The sequence below is a fragment of the Polynucleobacter wuianus genome (genome assembly GCF_001659725.1).
GTDB lineage: Bacteria > Pseudomonadota > Gammaproteobacteria > Burkholderiales > Burkholderiaceae > Polynucleobacter > Polynucleobacter wuianus.
The window spans coordinates 2134009-2154524 of the sequence record NZ_CP015922.1 but is presented as its reverse complement, the minus strand read 5'-3'; the positions used below and the strand labels follow the sequence as shown (position 1 = coordinate 2154524).

Below are 20516 nucleotides of genomic sequence, written 5' to 3'. Positions count from 1 at the left end.
ATGGGTGATATTCGTAAAGTTGTCTTCGAAGAGAATAAGCTAGAGAAAAAACTCTGTCGCTTGGTAGGTCAGGCTATTGGTGATTTCGGCATGATCGAAGATGGTGATAAGGTAATGGTATGTGTTTCTGGCGGTAAAGATAGCTATGCCATGCTCGATATCTTGATGAAATTACGTGAGCGCGCGCCAATCAATTTTGAAATCGTTGCCGTGAACTTAGATCAGAAGCAACCCAATTTCCCAGCAGAGATATTGCCCAACTATTTGAAGAGTTTGGGTATTCCATTTTATATAGAGGAGCAAGATACCTACAGCATTGTCAAGCGTGTGATTCCTGAAGGCAAGACCACATGTGGTTTGTGTTCTCGTTTGCGGCGCGGTATTTTGTATCGTGTTGCAGATGAATTAGGTGCAACAAAGATTGCTCTGGGGCATCATCGCGATGACATATTAGAAACATTGATGCTAAATATGTTCTATGCAGGTAAGCTAAAAGGCATGCCTCCTAAATTGCGCTCAGATGATGGCAAGCATATTGTGATTCGCCCTCTCGCTTATGTTCCAGAAAAACTGTTGGAGCGTTACGCGGGAGATATGAATTTTCCAATCATCCCTTGTGATTTATGCGGTAGTCAGCCCAATCTTCAGCGCCAAGTAATGAAGGAAATGCTTCGCGATTGGGAGAAGAAGCACCCTGGTCGCGTAGAAAATCTATTCCGATCAATGCATCACATCGTGCCATCCCATTTAATGGATGGAGAGGCCTTTGATTTTCAGAACCTGGAGATTTCTACTGAGTTGACTGGAATTGCCGCTAGATCTTCTGGTGATAAGGCAATTGACGAAGCGGATTTAGACGAGTTGGCTTGTGGAACCCTCATACAGGGGGCTTATAATCCCCTTTTATGAATATCGTCATATTGGCTGCTGGGCAAGGAAAGCGGATGAAATCCGCAGTGCCCAAGGTTCTGCAAACTTTGGCAGGCAAGCCCCTTCTACAACACGTGCTCAACACTGCTTTATCTCTTCAAGGCAAGTCCTCTAACAATGGACCCATTGTGGTTGTCGGACATGGTGTGGCAGATGTTAAGGAATTTTTAACAAGCATCGCCAAAGAAGACTTCAGATTTAGTAAGGTAAGCACTACGCTTCAGGCTCAGCAAAAAGGTACTGGCCATGCGCTTTTGCAAGCATTGCCTAGGCTGAGTGTAAATGAGCCCACACTAGTTTTGTATGGCGACGTACCACTTACGACTCAAAAAACCTTAAGCAAGCTGGTCAAGCTGGCAGATGGCGTGCGAAGTAAAGATTCTGCGCTGGCACTACTTACGCAGAATTTAACTAACCCAGCTGGTTATGGCCGCATCGTGCGCGATACAGATGGTTCTGTAAAGGCGATTATCGAAGAAAAAGATGCATCAACTTCACAAAAAGCTATTCAAGAAATTAATACCGGCATTATGGTGTTGCCTACGAATGCTTTGAAGAAGTGGCTCAAGGCTTTGCGTGCCGGTAATGCTCAGGGCGAGTACTACTTAACAGATGTCATTGCGATGGCCGTTAAAGATGGCGTGCCTATTCGGACAACCCAGGCGGATGATGAGTTTGAAACTGTTGGCGTTAATAGTCGCGATCAATTAGCCGCACTAGAGCGAGTTTATCAACTTAATATTGCGAATCAGTTAATGGATGCGGGCGTATCACTTGCTGATCCTGCGCGTATTGATGTGCGCGGCACGTTAGAGTGCGGTACTGATGTTTCAATTGATGTAGGTTGCGTATTTGAGGGTTGTGTAACGCTGGCCTCAGGCGCCAAGATTGGTCCTTACTGTGTACTTCGTAATACCACCATCGGTAAGGATGTATCGATTCATGCGTATAGCCATTTAGATGGCGCAAAGGTTGGTAATCAGTCAGTGATTGGTCCTTATGCTCGTTTACGCCCTGGCTCAGATTTATCGAATGATGTTCACATCGGTAATTTTGTCGAGGTAAAGAACAGCAAAATTGCTGCAAATAGCAAAGCTAATCACCTAGCCTATGTTGGCGACTCCATTGTGGGTTCAAGGGTCAATATTGGCGCTGGCACCATTACCTGTAATTACGATGGCGTCAATAAACATCAGACCATTATCGAAGATGATGTCTTCATCGGCTCAGATACACAACTAGTTGCCCCAGTACGAGTTGGTCGCGGTGCTACTCTGGGTGCTGGTACAACCCTAACTAAGGATGCACCTGCGAACCAACTCACAGTATCAAGAGCAAAACAAATATCTTTGCAATGGCAGCGCCCTATCAAAAAAGTAGCTACGAAAAAAGCTGTTCCCAAAAAGACTACAAAGAAAGTAGTCAAAAAAGCAGTCAAGACAGCAGTAAAGGGCAAAAAATAATGTGTGGCATTGTTGGTGCAGCATCTCATCAAAATATTGTTGATGTTTTAGTTGAGGGTTTGCGCCGCCTTGAGTATCGAGGCTATGACTCCTGTGGCTTTGCGGTCATTAATGGAGATGATACTAAACACCCTATTGAAAGAGCCCGTACCACGGCACGGGTTTCTGAGCTTGCTGAGCAAAGTAAAGACTTTCGTGGCACTCTGGGGATTGCACATACTCGCTGGGCAACCCATGGTAAGCCAGATACCCAAAATGCCCATCCCCATATCTCTAATGGTTTGATCGCTGTAGTTCATAACGGTATTATTGAAAACTACGAAACGCTCCGAACAGAATTAAAAGCTGCTGGCTACATTTTTACCTCCGAGACTGATACGGAAGTGATTGCCCATTTAATTCATCAGCAGTATGTGAGTGCTGTTCAAAAAGATATTGCTAAAGCAGTAAGGGCGGTGCTGCCAAAATTGCATGGGGCCTATGCTATTGGCGTAATTGCCCAAGATAACCCAACAACATTAGTTGGTGCTCGTGCAGGCTCGCCATTAGTTGTAGCGCTAGGTAATGAAGAAAATTTCTTGGCTTCGGATGCCCTTGCTTTAGCAGGGCGTGCTCATGCAATGATGTATTTAGAAGAGGGTGATGTCGCCATCTTGAAGGCGGATGATGTTGAAGTAATTGATCAATCCGGCAAGTCTGTAGAGCGTGATCGCAAGCCAATGCCGGCACAAGCTGACTCTGTTGATCTTGGCCCTTATCAGCATTACATGCAAAAAGAGATTTTTGAGCAACCCAGAGCAATTGGCGATACCCTTGCGAACATTGCTTCATTTGGACCTGAGTTGTTTGGTGCCAACCTGGAAGACTGGAAAGCATTCGATCAAATTTTGATTCTGGCTTGCGGTACCAGCTATTACTCTGCATGTATAGCGAAGTATTGGCTAGAAGATATTGCAGGTATTCCCACGCAAGTGGAAATTGCTAGTGAATATCGCTATCGGACAACAGTGCCAAATCCAAAGACTTTGATTGTGGTGGTCTCGCAATCGGGTGAGACAGCAGATACCTTGGCGGCTCTCCGTCATGCTAAGGCCCTTGGGCATCAATACACTTTAGCCATTTGTAACGTTGCAAGTAGTGCTATGGTTCGGGAAACTGATTGGCATTTTTTAACTAAAGCTGGCACAGAAATTGGTGTTGCATCGACAAAGGCATTTACCACACAATTATTGGCCTTATATCTTTTAGCAGTTTCGATTGCTAAGCGTGCTGGAAGAATTTCCGCTGAAAAAGAAAAAGAACTTCTTCGTGAGTTACGTCATTTACCAAAAGCCTTGCACGCAGTGCTTGCGCTTGAGCCGCAAATTATTGCCTGGAGCGATGCATTTGCAAAGTGTGAGAATGCTTTGTTTTTGGGGCGTGGCTTACATTACCCAATTGCTCTTGAAGGCGCGTTGAAGTTAAAAGAAATTTCTTATATTCACGCAGAGGCTTATCCAGCCGGTGAATTAAAGCATGGACCTTTGGCGTTGGTGACGGACAAGATGCCAGTAGTAACAGTTGCTCCAAAAGACGATTTATTGGAGAAATTAAAATCCAATATGCAGGAAGTTAAGGCACGTGGGGGCAAGTTGTACGTTTTCGCTGATCAAGATACCGAGATTGTGAGTAGCGATGGAATCAATGTGATCCGCCTGCCTGAACATTACGGCAATCTCTCACCCATCTTGCATGTCGTTCCCTTACAGCTGCTGGCGTATCACACTGCCTGTGCTCGTGGGACTGATGTCGATAAGCCGCGCAACTTGGCAAAGAGTGTGACAGTCGAATAAATCCTTTTGTTTGACTGTCACAAAAACTTGTGAACCAATTTAAGTAGATAAATCAGGGCTTTACAAGGCCCTGATGCTATTTCTGTGTTCAAATAACCCTTGTAAAAGAGGATATTTGCTGAAATTCATGTTTCGCTCCAAAGTGCCCCCCTTCTCAAGCTTGCATATGCTTGCGCTCATTTGTATGGGCGTGTTATCTGCATGTGCAGTGGGCCCAGATTTTAAGCAACCAGATGCGCCTAAAACCTCTTCTTATACCGAGGGACCATTATCTAAAAAACTGGTTACCGCTCCTGGTGTTCCTGGTGGCACTGATCAAGAGTTTATTGAGGGTGCCGATATTGAGGCGCAGTGGTGGGAGCTGTATAAGTCTCCGGAGCTCGATGCATTAATTAAAAAAGCGCTCGAGCAGAACCCGAATCTAGGCGCTGCTGATGCAGCTTTGCGTGCCGCTCAAGAGAACGTAAACGCGCAAGTTGGTGGGCAATATTTCCCAGCTGTGAGCGTCGGTGGTGCAGCCTCAAGACAGCTTCAGCCGGCTGCAATTTATGGTCTGCCGTACGGTTCAGATATATACAATCTTTACAATACGTCTGTAAATGTCACCTACAAGCTTGATGTTTTTGGTGGAGCGCGTCGGGCAGTTGAGGGTGCGCGCGCTCAGGCCGAGGTAGCTCAGTTTCAATTAGAGAGTGCCTATCTTTCCCTGACCGCCAATGTCGTCACTAGTGCGGTAAGGGAAGCTGCCTTACGAGCACAAATGCAAGCAACAGAAGAAATTTTGAAGGCTCAAACTAATCTTGCTGAAGTTACCGAAAAGCAGTTGGTGATTGGTACCGTATCAAAAGTTGACGTTACCTCACAGCGCACACTAGTTTCTAGTTCACAAGTAGATTTATTCAATTACGAAAGAAATTTAGCTTTTGCGCGTAACCAGCTAGCGGTATTAGTGGGTGAGTTACCGAGCAATGCCGATATTACTAAGTTTGATTTGAGTAAGTTACAGCTACCAGCCAAATTACCTCTCTCGGTTCCCTCAAGTTTGGTTCGTCAGCGCCCTGATGTTCGTGCTGCAGAGGCACAGTTAAAAGCACAGAATGCTTTTGTGGGTGTTGCTACAGCAAACTTATTGCCGCAGTTCAATATCACTGGCTCTATTGGGTCTGCTGCTCTTACTTCGGCTGCATTATTTGGTCCCAATTCTGCATTGTGGTCCATCGGTGGCGGCATTTTGCAACCCTTATTCCAAGGTGGGCAGCTATTGGCGCAGCGTCGTGGCGCAATTGCTAACTATGAGTTAGCCGCTTTTCAATATCAGGCAACCGTATTAAATGCATTTCAAGAGGTGGCTAATGCCTTACGCGCCCTTGAGACGGGTGCTCAGGCACTGAAGGCTGCATCAGATGCTGAGCGCTATGCTTATGAAACTTTAGATCTTGTGCAACAACAATACAAACTAGGCACAGCCAGTTATTTAGCGGTTCTTTATTACCAAAATCAGTATCAACAAGCAAAAGTAAAATCTGTTGCGGCACAGGCGACCAGATTCTCTGATACAGCTGCATTATTTGCAGCATTAGGCGGCGGCTGGTGGAACCGAGAAGGCCCCGCTTTTAAACCAAAAGCCATAGCGAACAAAGATCAAAATGAAACTTCTGGAAACAATTAAGAGCCAGCTCATCGCTGCCGTTCTTGCCCTGTGGGCATGGATGAAGTTAAAGGCTGAGCAGTGGAAATTGCGCGAAAAGGGCATCGCAGCTTGGGAAAAGACCAAGGCATTTTATGCGCGCATGAGTGCTAAATGGCGCGGAACTAAAGCGCATGCCAAGCTAATGGCAATGGAACCGCTTCAGCGACGTATGACTATCATGTTGTGCGGCGTGTTTTTATTGCTCGGGTTGATTTTTGCTTTTAATCAATTTAAGACTTTCATGATCAAGCATTTCATCTCGGGAATGGGATTGCCACCAGCTACTGTTTCTACGATGGTGGTGGCTACTTCAGAATGGCAGCCTAAATTAACAAGTGTAGGTAATGTTCGTGCATTTAGAGGCGTAGATCTGAGTACTGAGATCGGTGGCTTAGTGCAAACTGTTCCCGTGAAGTCTGGGCAAGATGTAAAAGAGGGGGAATTACTCATTAAATTAAATGATGCTTCCGATGTTGCTCAGCTTAATTCTCTCAAGGCGATGGCTGATCTTGCTAAGGTTATTAATGAGCGTGATAAACAACAGCTCGCTATTCAGGCAATCAGTAAGAATGTATTTGATACTAGTAAGGCTGACGCAAAGTCCAAACAAGCTCAGGTCGAAGCGCAAACTGCATTAGTTGCTAAGAAAAATCTGAAGGCGCCATTTAGTGGTCGCGTTGGTATTGTCTCAATTAACCCCGGTCAGTTTGTGAATCCAGGTGATAAATTGCTAACTTTGCAAACTTTAGATCCTATTTTTGTGGACTTTAATTTGCCACAAGGTAATGCTGAACAGATTCAGGTTGGTCAAGATGTTGAAGTGACAACAGACGCATTTAAAGACGCTAGCTTTTCGGGCAAGATCACTGCTGTAAGCCCGAAGGTCGATACCAATACTCGTAATATTCAAATTGAGGCACAAATTGCCAATCCAGATAAGAAGATATTGCCTGGCATGTTTGCAAATGTGAATATCAAGTTAGGCGATCAAGTGAAATTGCTAACTTTGCCCCAAACAGCAGTTACCTATAACCCATATGGCTCAACCATCTTTATTGCGAAAGATACGGGCAAGAAGGATAAACAAGGTAAACCAGCCCTCGAAGCACAGCAAGTATTCGTTACAACTGGTAGTACTCGCGGTGATCAAGTGGCGATTCTCAAAGGAATTAATGAGGGCGACACAGTTGTTACTAGCGGTCAATTGAAGCTGAAGAATGGCACGCCATTAATCATCAACAATAAGGTGCAACCAGCAAATTCACCCGATCCTAAGCCGCAGGAATAAGCAGCAGATGAATTGGACTGACATATTTATTCGCAGGCCGGTGCTATCGCTGGTAGTTAGTGCGCTTGTCTTGGTTTTTGGATTAAAGGCAATTGGTTCATTGCCAGTTAATCAATATCCACAAACACAAAACGCGATTGTCACAATCACTACTGCCTACTACGGCGCCGATCCTGAGACGATTGCGGGCTTTATTACGCAGCCACTAGAAGCGTCTGTTGCTCAAGCACAAGGAATTGATTATCTTTCCTCAACAAGCGTAAGTGGTGTCTCAACAATCATCGCAACTTTAAAGTTGAACTATGACTCTAATGCGGCACTAACGCAGATTCAAACGCAAATTAGCGCAGTTAAAAATCAATTGCCTCCGCAAGCGCAGCAGCCAGTGTTGACTGTTCAGGTTGGTCAGTCAACAGCTGCAATGTATATGGGGTTTTATAGCGATCAACTACCCAATAATGCAATCACTGATTATTTATTGCGTGTAGTGAAGCCAAAGCTCGACTCAGTGGAGGGTGTCCAGAATGCCGAGATTATCGGAGGCAGAAAGTTTGCCTTACGTGCTTGGCTTGATCGCGAAAAGATGGCGGGTTTAGGTGTTGGCGCAGATGACGTATACAGCGCGATGTCTGCTAATAACTACTTGTCAGCAGTAGGTAGCACCAAAGGAGATATGGTCTCCGTAGATTTGGTTGCGGGCACTGATCTGCACACTTTAGAAGAGTTTCGCAAACTGGTTGTCAAAAAAGATGGCATTAATATTGTTTATCTAGACCAAGTTGCCAGTGTCTCTTTGGGTTCTGAAGACTACAACACTAACGTTGCTTTTAGTGGCAAGCAATCCGTATTCATCGGCATTAAGGTTGCTCCTCAGGCCAATCTACTTGATGTTGCTCAACGTGTAAGGGATGCGGTACCGGATATTCAAAAACAATTGCCAATCGGTATGAATGGCAAGATTGTTTACGACTCAACAGAATTTATAACTAGCTCAATTGATGAAGTCGTTTCAACCTTACTTGAGGCTTTGATCATTGTGACGGTAGTGATCTATCTCTTCTTAGGTAGTGTCCGTGCAGTGGCTGTACCAGTAATTGCAATGCCGTTGTCCTTGATTGGCACTTTCTTTTTAATGCAAATACTAGGCTACTCTATCAACTTGCTAACCCTGCTTGCTCTAGTGCTAGCTATTGGATTGGTGGTAGACGATGCCATCATCGTTGTTGAAAACGTTGATAGACATATGAAAGAGGGAAAGTCTCCTTTAGAGGCATCTTTGATTGCTGCTCGCGAATTGGGTAGTCCGATTTTGGCGATGACAGTTGTTTTGATCGCCGTATATATTCCGATTGGCTTTCAGGGTGGTTTGACTGGTGCGCTATTCACCGAGTTTGCATTTACTTTAGCCAGTGCAGTCGCAGTATCGGGATTAATTGCATTAACGCTTTCACCAATGATGTGCTCACGGATTTTCACAGAAGAGCAAGAGGCGTCTCCTTTTGTGCAAAAGATTGATCAAATTTTTGACAAGGTGCATTACAGCTATCAAACTACTCTGCGTGACCTTTTGAGTACTTGGCAGGTCATTATTATGATGGGCGTCATTTTGTTGGGAGGAGTTGCATATTTATATGCAACATCTCGTGCAGAACTTGCCCCTACAGAAGATCAAGGAATTGTCCTGATGCAGGCATCTGGTCCACCTAATAGTACGGTGAATCAAATGCAAACCTATGCAGATCAAATTTATGCGATTGCTGCTGCCGAGCCAGAATACGAGCAGGCATTTCAAATAACGAGTCCAACATCTAGCTTTGGCGGTATTTTGCTAAAGGATTGGAGTGAGCGCAGCCGAAATGCAACTAAGTTCCAAGAAGATATGCAGCAAAAGTGGAATACGATTGCTGGCGCTCGGGTAGCTGCTTTCCAGTTTCCTGCCTTACCCGGTGCGCAAGGTTTACCAGTCCAGGTTGTCATTAACACTACAGAATCTTACGAACAGTTAAATGAAGTATCGCAAGCAGTATTAGATAAAGCGCGCCGTAGCGGAAACTTTTTCTTTGTGGATTCGGATTTAAAAATCGATAAACCTCAAGATGTTTTGGTGATTGATCGTGAGAAAGTTGCTGCTCTTGGAATGACCCAACAACAAGTTGGTGCAGCCCTATCTGCTGCTTTAGGTGGTGGTTATGTTAATTACTTCTCAGTTGCAGGGCGTTCATACAAAGTCATTCCGCAGGTTAAACAAATTGATCGCTTAAATCCCGAGCAGATTTTGGATTACTACATTCGGACTCCAAGCGGGAATATGATTCAGGCTCGTACCGTTGCAAGCATTAAACAAAAAGTGGTTCCTGAATCAATTAATCACTTTCAGCAGCTTAATTCTGCGACGATATCCGGGGTGAGCACACCATTTATTTCGCAGGCTGATCTATTGGAGTACATGCGCCAGACCTTGAAAGAGGTTGCACCGAGCGGTTATAGCCTAGATTACGCAGGACCATCACGTCAGTTCATGGCCGAGTCGGGTGGTTTCTTAGTCACCATGTTCTTTGCTATTTTGATAGTGTTCTTAGTGCTTGCCGCACAGTTCGAAAGCTTCCGCGATCCAATTGTAATTTTGGTATCTGTTCCACTAGCGCTCTTTGGCGCACTCATCTTTATTAACCTTGGCTTTACAACCTTGAACGTGTATACGCAAGTTGGTCTTGTTACTTTGATGGGGTTAATTAGTAAGCACGGTATTTTGATCGTTGAGTTTGCTAACGCACTTCAAGAAGGCGGTCGTAGCAAGCTTGATGCGATTATTGAGGCGGCTAGTGAACGTTTGAGACCTATTTTGATGACTACAGCAGCAATGGTTTTGGGTGTTCTGCCTTTAGTGATTGCTTCAGGTGCTGGAGCTGCAGGCCGTCAATCAATGGGCATTGTGATCTTCACCGGATTATCGATTGGCACCTTGTTTACTTTATTCGTAGTGCCCGCCATGTATCTATTTATAGGCGCAGATCACCATCAAAAGAAATTTACCCAAGAGTAAAGATTCGAATTGAGAGCGCCCAATCTCACTTGCTGATGATATTGAGTTCTTTCTCTGCAAACTCTTGAAAGAGCGTTTCGGACTCAAGCTGTTTTAGCCAACGATGAATATTTTTGAGATTTGCCCGCGCACCAGTTTCTTTTGGAAAACTCTCGTTGAGTAAAATCCAGCGGTGTGCACATAAAGCTAGAACAACATCGCCTATATGGAATTGCTTGCCGGAGCAGTAGGCTTGGGATTCTAGGGTTTGATCAAGCAAGGCAAATAATTGATTTGTGTCCTGATACGCTTTTTCAATACTGCCGTAATTGCGCTCTGCTTCTAGAACACGAGTAAGACCTAGAAACGCGGGGCGCAGAACTGGCCAGAGGGTGCCAACCTGCCAATCCATCCATTTTTCTGAGCCATACTGGGTTTTTATATCAACTGGAAAGCGTTTATTTTTATCGTATTGCGAGGCTAAGTAACGCATGATGGTGTTTGATTCCCAGAGCACAAGATCGCGATCTTCGAGTGTTGGCACAAGGCCGTTGGGGTTCAGCTTTAAAAATTCGGGAGAGCGAACAATGCCAAACTGAAGTCCTGCATCAACACGTTCAAAATCGACACCTTCTTTTAATCCCAGTTCAGCAAGACACCACAATACTTTTTGAACATTGATGGAACTTTTTCGACCCCATAAACGCAACATGGTATTTCCTTACAAATATTAGTTCGTGTTAGCTGAATTTTATTTCTGAGAAATCGAGTCCAACAAATTTGCTGCGCGCAAATATCAGCGGCTCTTTTTCTGGGTGATTTTTCAGATTGATCACTTTAGCAACAATGATGTTGTGATCTCCGCCGAGATGAACAGACACCGTTTCACATTCGTAGTAAGCGACACAATGATCAATTTGGGTTAAACCACTGGCAGCAAGTTTGTGATCGATGCTAGCAAACTGATCTACCTTGACCGTAGCAAAATGCATCGCTAAATCTTCTTGAGAGCGCTCTAACACATGAATGAGATGTTTTTTTCCAACTTCAACCCAAGGCATCAAGCGTGAGTGTTTCTTGAGGCTCCACAAGATAAGCGGGGGCTCTAAAGAAACTGTATTAAAGGAGCTAATCGTGATGCCGTGAGGATTTAGACCCTCATCAATACAAGTGATTACTGTGACCCCGGTCGCAAAAGAGGCGAATCCTTTGCGAAGATCTTGTGAGTTAAACGGAGTCATCAGCTACTTACTTCGTTTCTGCTTTGGCGGTGGGTTCGATCGTAGTTCCTGGAATTGGAATTAATACTTCGTTTTCCTCGGCTTTTACACACTTAAAGCGATATTCTTTGCCTGCTTTGGATAAAAAGCTAGCGCCTTCATAGAAATCGTTTTTACAGGCTTTGGTTGCAAAGTTCATGACGTCTTGTGGATTGGCGCTTGAGGTAATTAAGCGCATATTGCCCATAGACATGTTTATTTCAGTGGAATAGCATCCAGAGAGCAGTGAGCCAGAAATCGCGGTTAATAGTAGAATTTTTTTCATGGAAGCCTCCATAATCAGCAATGCTCGTTAGGATAAACCTATTACGTAAAAGCTGCGGGGAATTACCTCGTTTGAAAAGGAAGAGACATGTTTAAAGCAATATTGATTAATAAGGATGACCAGGGTTATCGCGCCGAGCTAGGTCAGGCGGATGAGACCAGTCTCCCTGAGGGTGATGTTCGGGTCAAGGTTCTGTATTCAACCCTAAATTACAAGGATGGACTGGCCATCACTGGTAAGAGCCCGGTGGTGCGGAGCTTTCCTATGGTTCCAGGCATTGATTTTGCCGGCGAGGTAATTGAAAGCTCTAATGCCGACTTTAAAGCTGGTGACATGGTGCTATTGAACGGCTGGGGGGTTGGTGAGGGACATTGGGGTGGATTGGCGCAGCAAGCGCGCGTAAGGGCTGATTGGCTTATTCCATTGCCTAAAGGTTTTTCGGCCAAACAAGCTCTAGCAATTGGTACTGCAGGCTATACCGCCATGCTATGCGTGATGGCTTTGCAAAAACACGGGCTCAAACCAAGCGATGGCGAAGTTTTGGTAACTGGTGCTGCAGGTGGTGTGGGTAGTTTTGCCGTTCACTTGCTGAGCAAGCTAGGCTTCACGGTAGTGGCCAGCACAGGAAGAATGGCTGAGGCAGAATATTTAAAAAAATTAGGCGCTTCCGAAATCATTGATCGCGCTACTTTGTCTGAACCAGGCAAGCCCTTGGCAAAAGAACGTTGGGCTGCAGTATTAGATAGCGTTGGCAGCCATACATTAGCAAATGCCTGTGCTCAAACTAAGAGTAATGGTGCGGTAGCTGCTTGTGGCCTTGCCCAGGGGATGGACTTCCCATCTAGTGTTGCACCATTTATTTTGCGCGGTGTGACTTTGTATGGTGTAAATAGCGTTACTGTGCCTAGAGAAAAACGGATTGCTGCTTATAAGCAACTGAGCGAATTGGTTGACCTAAAAACCCTTGATGAAATGTCGCATGAAATCACTCTAGAAGAATCACTAAAGTATGCGAAAGAGTTAATGGCGGGTAATGTTCGGGGACGTTTGATTGTGGACGTTAATAAATAATTTAAACAAGGTGTTTGAATTATTGAGGTGCTTGAGGTTTGCGGATGGTAAGTTGTGACCAAACCTTAAGTTTCTCTGCATTTGAGAGCTCTGACCAATTAGCGATTTCAGTAAGCGTACGATAGCAACCCCGACAAAAACCATTTTCAGGATTGATGTCGCACCAGTTGATACAAGGCGATGGCACTGTAGTCAAAGTAAGCCTAGACGTAATAAAAGAGAACGAAAAAACAAAACATGAGTACTCAAAAACAAGCTAACGCTGAAAGCGCTATTCATTATCCCTTAGGTGAGCAGCTTCCGCAGTTGGGCGAGACAATTGAAGTGGCGCCAGGAGTTCGTTGGCTCAGGATGCGTCTACCATTTGCTTTGGACCATATTAACCTGTGGCTTTTGCGAGATGAAATCGACGGTATCTCTGGCTGGACCATTGTGGATTGTGGCATTGCCAATGATGAAACCAGGGCCTCATGGGAACAGATTTTTGCCAGCCAACTTGAAGGCTTGCCAGTCTTGCGTGTGATTGTCACCCATATGCATCCGGATCATGTTGGCTTGTCTCAATGGCTGTGTGAGAAGTGGAACGTCCCGATGTGGATTTCGATGACTGACTATTTAACGGCGCAGTGGTTAAGCTGCAAAGAAGGTGGTGCTGCGATTGGTGCGCGCGCTGGTGGCGGTGGCTCAGCAGATCATTTTCAGAAGCATGGTTTAACTGCCCCAGAAGATTTAGAAAAAATTCGGGCGCGCTCAAATTACTACAGCAATATGGTTCCTGGCGTACCGCGTCAATATCGTCGCATCCTTGACGGTGAATCCATTTTGATTGGCGGTCATGCTTGGCAAGTCATCATGGGTTATGGTCACGCTCCAGAGCATGCATCACTTTTTTGTAAAGAACTCGGCGTTCTGATATCTGGAGATATGTTGTTGCCTCGCATCTCAACCAATGTCAGTGTTTATGATGCTGATCCAGACGCAGATCCATTAGGCTTGTATTTGCAGTCGCTTGAAAAATATTTGCCCTTGCCAGATGAGACTCTGGTGTTGCCTTCACATGGCAAACCATTTACCGGAATGAAACCGCGGATCGCACAACTTAATGCACATCATGATGAGCGCTTAGCTGAGACGCTTGGCGCCTGTAAAAAACCGGTAACTGCGCGTGAGATAGTGCCGGTTTTATTTAAGCGGGAACTAGATATTCACCAACTTACTTTTGCTATGGGTGAGGCTATTGCTCATCTGAATTACCTACTTCGTCGAGGTAAGTTGGATCGCCAGCTTTGCGAGGACGGCGTTTTGCGGTTTTTCGCGGTTTAGCTTTAACGCTGCTGGTCTGGCTACTAGATTCTTCTTTGGGTGCTGTAGCTGCAGCACCTGCTGCTGATACCGCATCACCAAAAGACTTGAGAGCCATCATCGTGGCGTGTTGTACTTCAAGACCCTGAATGGTTGATTTCAAAATATTCAAGTTCAGGTTGAGCCAGTTTTCGACGCTTTTGAGGTCTTTAATACGTTTCTCAAGCTCTTCGATATCCATGCCAGGAAAGGCGGAACCGAAGCCGCTGGCAGCCTTAGAGGCATCGGTGGTAAAGGGAAATTGCCCAGCCTGACCTGCTGCACCTTGTCCCCACATGGTTTTAAACATTTCAAGACTTTGATTAAATTCTGGAATCGTTCCAAACATAAGGGCTCCGGGGTAAATGAAAAGTGGCTTTTCCAATAGAATAAGGGATTCTAGAGATTAATCACGGTTAAGCAATGCAATTTAATGGTTTGTCCCAACCCTATACCCGCGGTCAAGCACTTCCTGACCTACTAAAGCAGCGCATTCTGATATTGGATGGCGCAATGGGAACCATGATTCAGCAATATAAGCTGAGTGAAGCTGATTACCGTGGTCTGCCAGGTAATACTCGTTTTGCAGATCATCCCGGCGATATCAAGGGTAACAATGAGCTTTTGGTTTTGACTCAACCCCAAATTATTAGCAAGATCCATGAGCAGTATTTGGATGCTGGGGCAGACATTATTGAAACAAATACTTTTGGTGCGACTTCAGTAGCTCAAGAAGATTACAAAATGGCAGGTCTAGCTCGTGAAATGAATGAAATTTCCGCAAGACTTGCGCGCGCTGCTTGTGAAAAATACAGTACACCAGATAAACCTCGTTTTGCTGCTGGTGCTATTGGCCCCACTCCAAAAACCGCAAGCATTTCTCCTGACGTGAATGATCCGGGTGCACGCAATGTGACTTTTGATGCCTTGCGCACTTCCTACCGTGAGCAGATCGAAGGCTTATTTGCAGGTGGTGTTGATTTATTTCTGGTTGAAACCATTTTCGACACGCTCAATGCAAAGGCGGCTTTGTTTGCGCTTGATGAGTTTTTTGAAGAAACAGGCGAGCGTTTACCAGTCATGATTTCTGGAACAGTGACCGATGCTTCGGGTCGAATTTTGTCTGGTCAAACAGTTGAAGCATTCTGGAATAGCTTGCGTCATATCAAGCCACTTACATTTGGCCTGAACTGTGCGCTTGGTGCTGCATTGATGCGTCCATATATTGCAGAGCTTTCACGCATTTGTGACACGGCAGTATCCTGCTATCCGAATGCTGGGCTTCCAAATCCAATGAGTGATACCGGCTTTGATGAGACTCCTGATATCACATCTAGTTTGGTAGATGGGTTTGCCAAAGATGGCCTAGTCAATTTGGTTGGCGGATGCTGTGGCACTACACCTGATCATATTCGTGCAATTGCTAATGCTGTTGCGAAACGTAAGCCCCGTGCTTTCTATCGCGAAAATGCAGAGGAATCTGTATGAGTAAGACAGATAAGAAAGTGATGTCTGCGATGAAGCTTTCTGGTCTTGAGCCATTCAACGTTACTTCAGCAGTTGGCTTTGTCAATATTGGTGAGCGTACCAACGTAACGGGATCCAAAGCTTTTTCTCGCATGATTTTAAATAATCAATTTGATGAGGCGCTTGCGGTAGCACGCCAGCAAGTTGAAAACGGTGCCCAAGTGATCGATATCAATATGGATGAGGCCATGTTGGATTCTGAAGCAGCGATGACGCGCTTCTTAAATCTGATTGCCTCTGAGCCTGATATTGCCCGTGTGCCCATCATGATCGACTCCTCCAAATGGAGTGTGATTGAGGCTGGTTTGAAATGCATACAAGGTAAACCAATCGTTAATTCGATTTCCTTAAAAGAGGGTGAAGAGCCTTTCCGTAAGCAAGCCCGCCTGATTCGTCGCTATGGTGCCGCTTCGGTAGTCATGGCTTTTGATGAAGTGGGTCAAGCCGATACCTTTAAGCGCAAGACAGAGATCTGCCAGCGTTGTTATGACATCCTGGTCAATGAAATTGGCTTTCCAGCCGAAGATATTATTTTTGATCCCAATATCTTTGCGATTGCGACAGGCATTGAAGAGCATGACAACTACGCTGTAGACTTTATTAATGCTACACGTTGGATTAAAGAAAACCTACCTGGCGCGAAAGTAAGCGGCGGTGTTTCCAATGTGAGCTTCTCTTTCCGCGGCAATGATCGCGTTCGCGAAGCGATTCACACCGTGTTCCTTTATCACGCTATTCAAGCAGGTATGGATATGGGCATTGTTAACGCTGGTCAGTTAGGCGTATACGCCGATTTAGACTCTGAGTTGCGTGAGCGCGTTGAAGACGTCGTGCTTAATCGCTTTAAAGAAAGAGATGGAAAAACACCAACTGAACGTTTGCTCGACATAGCTGATCAATTCAAGGGTGGTGGCGCTAAGCAAGTAGAAAACTTGGTATGGCGTGAAGAGCCAGTACGCGGACGCTTAACGCATGCTTTAGTACATGGAATCACAACCTTCATTGAAGAAGATACAGAGGAGTTGCGCGCTGAGATTATGGGCGCGGGCGGGCGACCAATTGAGGTGATTGAGGGCCCCCTCATGGATGGCATGAATGTTGTTGGTGATTTGTTCGGCGCCGGCAAAATGTTCTTGCCACAGGTGGTTAAGAGTGCGCGCGTGATGAAGCAAGCTGTTGCGATTCTGATTCCTTATATCGAAGAAGAAAAGCGTCAACATATAGCTGCTGGCGGCGAAGCAAAAGCCAAAGGCAAGATTGTGATGGCCACTGTAAAAGGTGATGTGCACGATATTGGAAAAAATATTGTTACTGTAGTGCTGCAATGTAATAACTTTGAAGTTGCTAATATGGGTGTGATGGTGCCTTGTGCCGAAATCCTCAAGCGTGCCAAGGAGGAAAATGCTGACATCGTTGGTTTGTCAGGTTTAATTACACCGTCATTAGAAGAGATGACGTATGTTGCGCAAGAGATGCAGCGTGATGATTATTTCCGCGAGCGTCAAATCCCTTTAATGATTGGTGGCGCCACTACTTCACGTGTTCATACGGCTGTAAAGATTGCTCCGCATTACGATGGGCCCGTTGTCTATGTCCCAGATGCCTCCCGTTCGGTGTCGGTAGCATCTAGCTTGTTATCAGATGAGAGCGCAAAGAAATTTATTCAAGATTTACGCGATGACTATGTGCGTATTCGGGAGCAACATGCCAATAAAAAAGCTGCGCCAACGATATCATTGGAGGCTGCTCGCAAGAACCGCGAGATGATTGATTGGGCAAGCTATGTACCTGAGAAACCAAAGTTTATTGGCCGCCGGGTCTTTAAGAACTTTGCGCTTAGCGATATCGCGAAGTACATAGATTGGACCCCATTCTTTCAGACCTGGGATTTAGCAGGAAAATTTCCGGCGATCTTAGATGATGAGATTGTTGGTATTGAAGCTCGCAAGGTCTATGCAGATGCGCAGGTAATGTTAGATAAGTTGGTTAAGGGCCAATGGTTGCAAGCGGATGCTGTGGTAGCTTTTTATCCGGCCAATACAGTAGGCGATGACATTGTTTTATATAGCGATGAAGCTCGCCAACATCCTTTGTTTGTTTGGCATAACTTGCGTCAACAGTCTGAGCGTCCAATAGTAGATGGCGTCAAAAGACCCAATCGTTGTTTGGCTGATTATGTTGCGCCAAAAGATTCTACTGTTGCTGATTATCTTGGTTGTTTTGCTGTGACCACAGGTCATGGTGTGGAAAAGAAAGTTGCTGAATTTCAGGCAAAGCATGACGACTACAGTGCAATTATGTTGAAAGCATTGGCAGATCGCCTGGCCGAGGCATTTGCAGAGTTGATGCACCATCGTGTACGTACCGACTTATGGGGCTACGCAACGGATGAAATTTTGACAAACGATCAAATGATTAATGAAGAGTACCGCGGTATTCGTCCTGCGCCTGGTTACCCTGCCTGCCCTGCGCATGAAGTAAAGCAAGATTTGCTGCGCGTCATTGGCTCTGAAGATATTGGTATGACCTTGACTGAATCAATGGCAATGAACCCAGCTTCTAGTGTGAGCGGTTTTTATTTGGCTCATCCAGATGCCCAGTACTTTAATGTGGGGAAAATTAGCAATGATCAGGTCGAGGATCTTGCTAAGCGCCGTGGACAGTCAGCAGAGGATGTTCGCCGTCAATTAGCTAGCTTAGTAGATTAAATGCCCCACATAACGGGTTCATTTTTTGCTTTGGCCTGCTTCATCAGCTCTAAAAAAGGATAAGCTCTTTGCCCCAGGCGATCTGCTAACTTAGGTTTTTCAGTGGCTTCATCCGCATCATTTTTTGCTTTTGCTCGTTCTTCAAGATCTTGGAGGATGGCAGTTTCTAATGCGGTAATGAGGGTAGGAAGTTGCTCTTCTGTAAGGATGCCCCTGGGTTCAAGCGGTCGCCCCAAAATATCAAAGATTCGCTTGGTCAGATCCGCCAACATGATGACGTCCGGACCGGCTTTGGAGCGAAATTGGTAGATCATTTCGATAGCTTACCACCTGATAAACTCACTTACCTATGTTGCTGACTAATAAAAATCGTTTAATTGAAATGCTGAGCAGCGCCCTTCAGGGTCTGGCCCAAGAACGCGGGCTAGGTGAGGTTCCAGTCCTTCGTTTAGAGCGCCCTAAGGCTGTTGATCATGGTGATGTTGCTTGCAATATCGCGCTCCAACTTTCCAAGGCCTGGAAACTTAATCCTCGTGAATTAGCCCAAGCTTTAGTAGAACGTTTACGAGCTCAACCTGGTTTTGAGCAATTAATCGCCTCTTGCGAAATTGCGGGCCCAGGTTTTATAAATTTTCGCCTAAGTAATCAAGCCAAGACGGCCGTAGTGGGAGAGATTCTCTCGGCGGGCACGCATTTTGGTGAGCTTTCCCAAGGTAGCGGTCCTGTTGCAAGTGCCATGATTGAGTTTGTCTCTGCAAATCCAACTGGCCCATTGCATGTTGGGCATGGCAGACAAGCAGCCCTAGGCGATGCTTTAGCAAACTTATTAGCCACTCAAGGCATCAAAGTACATCGTGAGTTTTATTACAACGATGCGGGAGCGCAAATTGCTAACCTCGCCTTGTCGGTTCAGGCGCGCTTGAATGGTTTGAGGCCTGGTGATACAAACTGGCCGGAGAAAGCCTACAACGGTGAATACATTGCTGAGATTGCGACTGCCTTTCAAGCATCCCCAGAGTATCAAGATGATCTAGAAGCGATTCGTCAATTTGCAGTTGCCTATTTGCGTAATGAGCAAGATATTGATCTCAAAACATTTGGCGTTAAGTTTGATTGTTATTACCTAGAGTCTTCTTTGTATACAGATGGCAGTGTGAAGCAGATTGTTCAAGATTTGCAGGGTATCGGTAAAACCTATGAAGCTGAAGGCGCCTTATGGCTCAGAACCACTGATGATGGTGACGATAAAGATCGCGTTATGCGTAAGTCTGACGGAAGCTATACGTACTTTGTTCCAGATGTTGCATATCACGCAAGCAAATGGAATCGTGGCTTTGAAAAAGTAATTAATGTTCAAGGAAGTGACCACCACGGCACGATTGCTCGCGTGCGTTCAGGCTTACAAGGAGTGGCACAAAAGCGTGGCTGGGATATTCCAAAGACATATCCAGATTATGTGTTGCACAAAATGGTGACGGTGATGCGTCATGGCGAAGAGGTCAAAATTTCTAAGCGCGCCGGTTCCTATGTGACAGTTCGTGACTTAGTCGAGTGGTCTGGTGGCGTTACCCAAGAGATGACTTCTGAAGACCGAGAATTAGCGTTGCAACGTGGGCGTGATGCGGTACGCTTTTTCTTGATCTCTCGTAAAGCGGATACTGAGTTTGTTTTCGATATTGATCTAGCACTACAGCAAAATGATGAGAATCCAGTGTTTTATGTGCAATATGCCCACGCGCGCATAAGCTCCATTCTCCAGCAATGGGGTGGTAATACGGGAGACTTGGTGGGCGCAGATTTATCTTTATTGCAAAGTAAAGCCTCCGATCATTTGCTCAGACGTTTAGCCGAGTACCCCGAAGTCTTGACAGATGCAGCGGCTGAATTAGCCCCGCATGCCCTAGCTTTCTATTTGCGTGATTTGGCAGGAGATTTCCATACTTTCTATAATGCCGATCGTGTGTTGGTGGATGATGAAAAGTTGAAGGTAGCCCGTCTTGCCCTTTTATCGGCGACCCGCCAAGTTCTGCAGAACGGTTTAAAGATTTTAGGAGTCTCTGCACCGGCGAAGATGTAGTAGCAAAGAATGAAGTGAATAT

Annotated in this window: 17 protein-coding genes; 11 read left to right on the top strand and 6 right to left on the bottom strand. The window is 45.4% G+C overall.

Annotation, left to right across the window (positions count from 1 at the left end; all coding sequences use genetic code 11):
• From ttcA to A8O14_RS11050, 6 genes are all read left to right on the top strand, one after another.
• Window positions 1-909: a tRNA 2-thiocytidine(32) synthetase TtcA gene (gene ttcA, locus A8O14_RS11075; RefSeq protein ID WP_068949564.1), complete on the top strand. Its 909-nt coding sequence runs from the start codon at window positions 1-3 to the stop codon at window positions 907-909.
• Window positions 906-2393: a bifunctional UDP-N-acetylglucosamine diphosphorylase/glucosamine-1-phosphate N-acetyltransferase GlmU gene (glmU, locus tag A8O14_RS11070; RefSeq protein WP_068949563.1), complete on the top strand. Its 1488-nt coding sequence runs from the start codon at window positions 906-908 to the stop codon at window positions 2391-2393. Before ttcA ends, glmU begins: the two co-directional genes overlap by 4 nt.
• Window positions 2393-4225: a glutamine--fructose-6-phosphate transaminase (isomerizing) gene (gene glmS, locus A8O14_RS11065; RefSeq protein WP_068949562.1), complete on the top strand. Its 1833-nt coding sequence runs from the start codon at window positions 2393-2395 to the stop codon at window positions 4223-4225. Before glmU ends, glmS begins: the two co-directional genes overlap by 1 nt.
• Before the next feature lie 127 nt (window positions 4226-4352).
• A complete protein-coding gene (locus A8O14_RS11060; protein ID WP_068949561.1) occupies window positions 4353-5894 on the top strand; it encodes an efflux transporter outer membrane subunit in 1542 nt (513 codons plus the stop codon).
• A gap of 169 nt (window positions 5895-6063) precedes the next feature.
• Complete coding sequence (locus A8O14_RS11055; RefSeq protein WP_068949832.1) at window positions 6064-7203, top strand: efflux RND transporter periplasmic adaptor subunit; 1140 nt, start codon at window positions 6064-6066, stop codon at window positions 7201-7203.
• Window positions 7204-7210: 7 nt separating this feature from the next.
• The gene (locus A8O14_RS11050; RefSeq protein ID WP_068949560.1) at window positions 7211-10246 is read left to right on the top strand and encodes an efflux RND transporter permease subunit; all 3036 of its coding nucleotides are present in this window, start codon (window positions 7211-7213) and stop codon (window positions 10244-10246) included.
• 25 nt (window positions 10247-10271) lie between these two features.
• On the opposite strand, the gene A8O14_RS11045 is transcribed toward A8O14_RS11050, so the two are convergent.
• The 3 genes from A8O14_RS11045 to A8O14_RS11035 are packed head-to-tail and all read right to left on the bottom strand — an operon-like array spanning window position 10272 to window position 11770.
• On the bottom strand, window positions 10272-10937 hold the full coding sequence (locus A8O14_RS11045; protein WP_082913177.1) for a glutathione S-transferase family protein: 666 nt from the start codon (window positions 10935-10937) through the stop codon (window positions 10272-10274).
• Window positions 10938-10965: 28 nt separating this feature from the next.
• Window positions 10966-11466, bottom strand: coding sequence for a flavin reductase family protein (locus A8O14_RS11040; protein ID WP_068949559.1), 501 nt, complete (start codon window positions 11464-11466; stop codon window positions 10966-10968).
• Window positions 11467-11473: 7 nt separating this feature from the next.
• A complete protein-coding gene (locus tag A8O14_RS11035) occupies window positions 11474-11770 on the bottom strand; it encodes a hypothetical protein (RefSeq protein WP_068949558.1) in 297 nt (98 codons plus the stop codon).
• 87 nt (window positions 11771-11857) lie between these two features.
• Here A8O14_RS11035 and acuI point away from each other — a divergent pair, with 87 nt between their 5' ends.
• Window positions 11858-12841: an acrylyl-CoA reductase (NADPH) gene (gene acuI / locus A8O14_RS11030; RefSeq protein WP_068949557.1), complete on the top strand. Its 984-nt coding sequence runs from the start codon at window positions 11858-11860 to the stop codon at window positions 12839-12841.
• Between the two features lie 19 nt (window positions 12842-12860).
• Here the strand turns inward: acuI and A8O14_RS11570 are convergent, their stop codons facing one another.
• On the bottom strand, window positions 12861-13028 hold the full coding sequence (locus A8O14_RS11570; protein WP_228385138.1) for a DUF1289 domain-containing protein: 168 nt from the start codon (window positions 13026-13028) through the stop codon (window positions 12861-12863).
• Between the two features lie 50 nt (window positions 13029-13078).
• Between A8O14_RS11570 and A8O14_RS11025 the strand changes: the two genes are divergently transcribed.
• Window positions 13079-14164 (top strand): MBL fold metallo-hydrolase, encoded by a 1086-nt coding sequence (locus tag A8O14_RS11025; protein WP_068949556.1) that lies wholly within the window; start codon window positions 13079-13081, stop codon window positions 14162-14164.
• Here the strand turns inward: A8O14_RS11025 and A8O14_RS11020 are convergent.
• Window positions 14076-14531, bottom strand: coding sequence for a PhaM family polyhydroxyalkanoate granule multifunctional regulatory protein (locus A8O14_RS11020; RefSeq protein ID WP_068949555.1), 456 nt, complete (start codon window positions 14529-14531; stop codon window positions 14076-14078). The two genes, A8O14_RS11025 and A8O14_RS11020, sit on opposite strands and share 89 nt — an antisense overlap.
• A 74-nt stretch (window positions 14532-14605) precedes the next feature.
• Here A8O14_RS11020 and A8O14_RS11015 point away from each other — a divergent pair, with 74 nt between their 5' ends.
• A complete protein-coding gene (locus A8O14_RS11015) occupies window positions 14606-15670 on the top strand; it encodes a homocysteine S-methyltransferase family protein (protein ID WP_068949554.1) in 1065 nt (354 codons plus the stop codon).
• Window positions 15667-18417 carry a methionine synthase gene (metH, locus tag A8O14_RS11010; protein ID WP_068949553.1) on the top strand — a complete coding sequence of 917 codons (2751 nt, stop codon included), beginning with the start codon at window positions 15667-15669 and terminating at the stop codon, window positions 18415-18417. The genes A8O14_RS11015 and metH overlap by 4 nt, the downstream gene beginning before the upstream one ends.
• On the opposite strand, the gene A8O14_RS11005 is transcribed toward metH, so the two are convergent.
• Window positions 18414-18731, bottom strand: a complete 318-nt coding sequence (locus A8O14_RS11005; RefSeq protein WP_068949552.1) for a DUF1840 domain-containing protein — start codon at window positions 18729-18731, stop codon at window positions 18414-18416. The two genes, metH and A8O14_RS11005, sit on opposite strands and share 4 nt — an antisense overlap.
• 35 nt (window positions 18732-18766) lie before the next feature.
• Here A8O14_RS11005 and argS point away from each other — a divergent pair, with 35 nt between their 5' ends.
• Window positions 18767-20494: an arginine--tRNA ligase gene (argS, locus tag A8O14_RS11000; RefSeq protein ID WP_068949551.1), complete on the top strand. Its 1728-nt coding sequence runs from the start codon at window positions 18767-18769 to the stop codon at window positions 20492-20494.
• The last annotated feature ends 22 nt before the right edge of the window (window positions 20495-20516 follow it).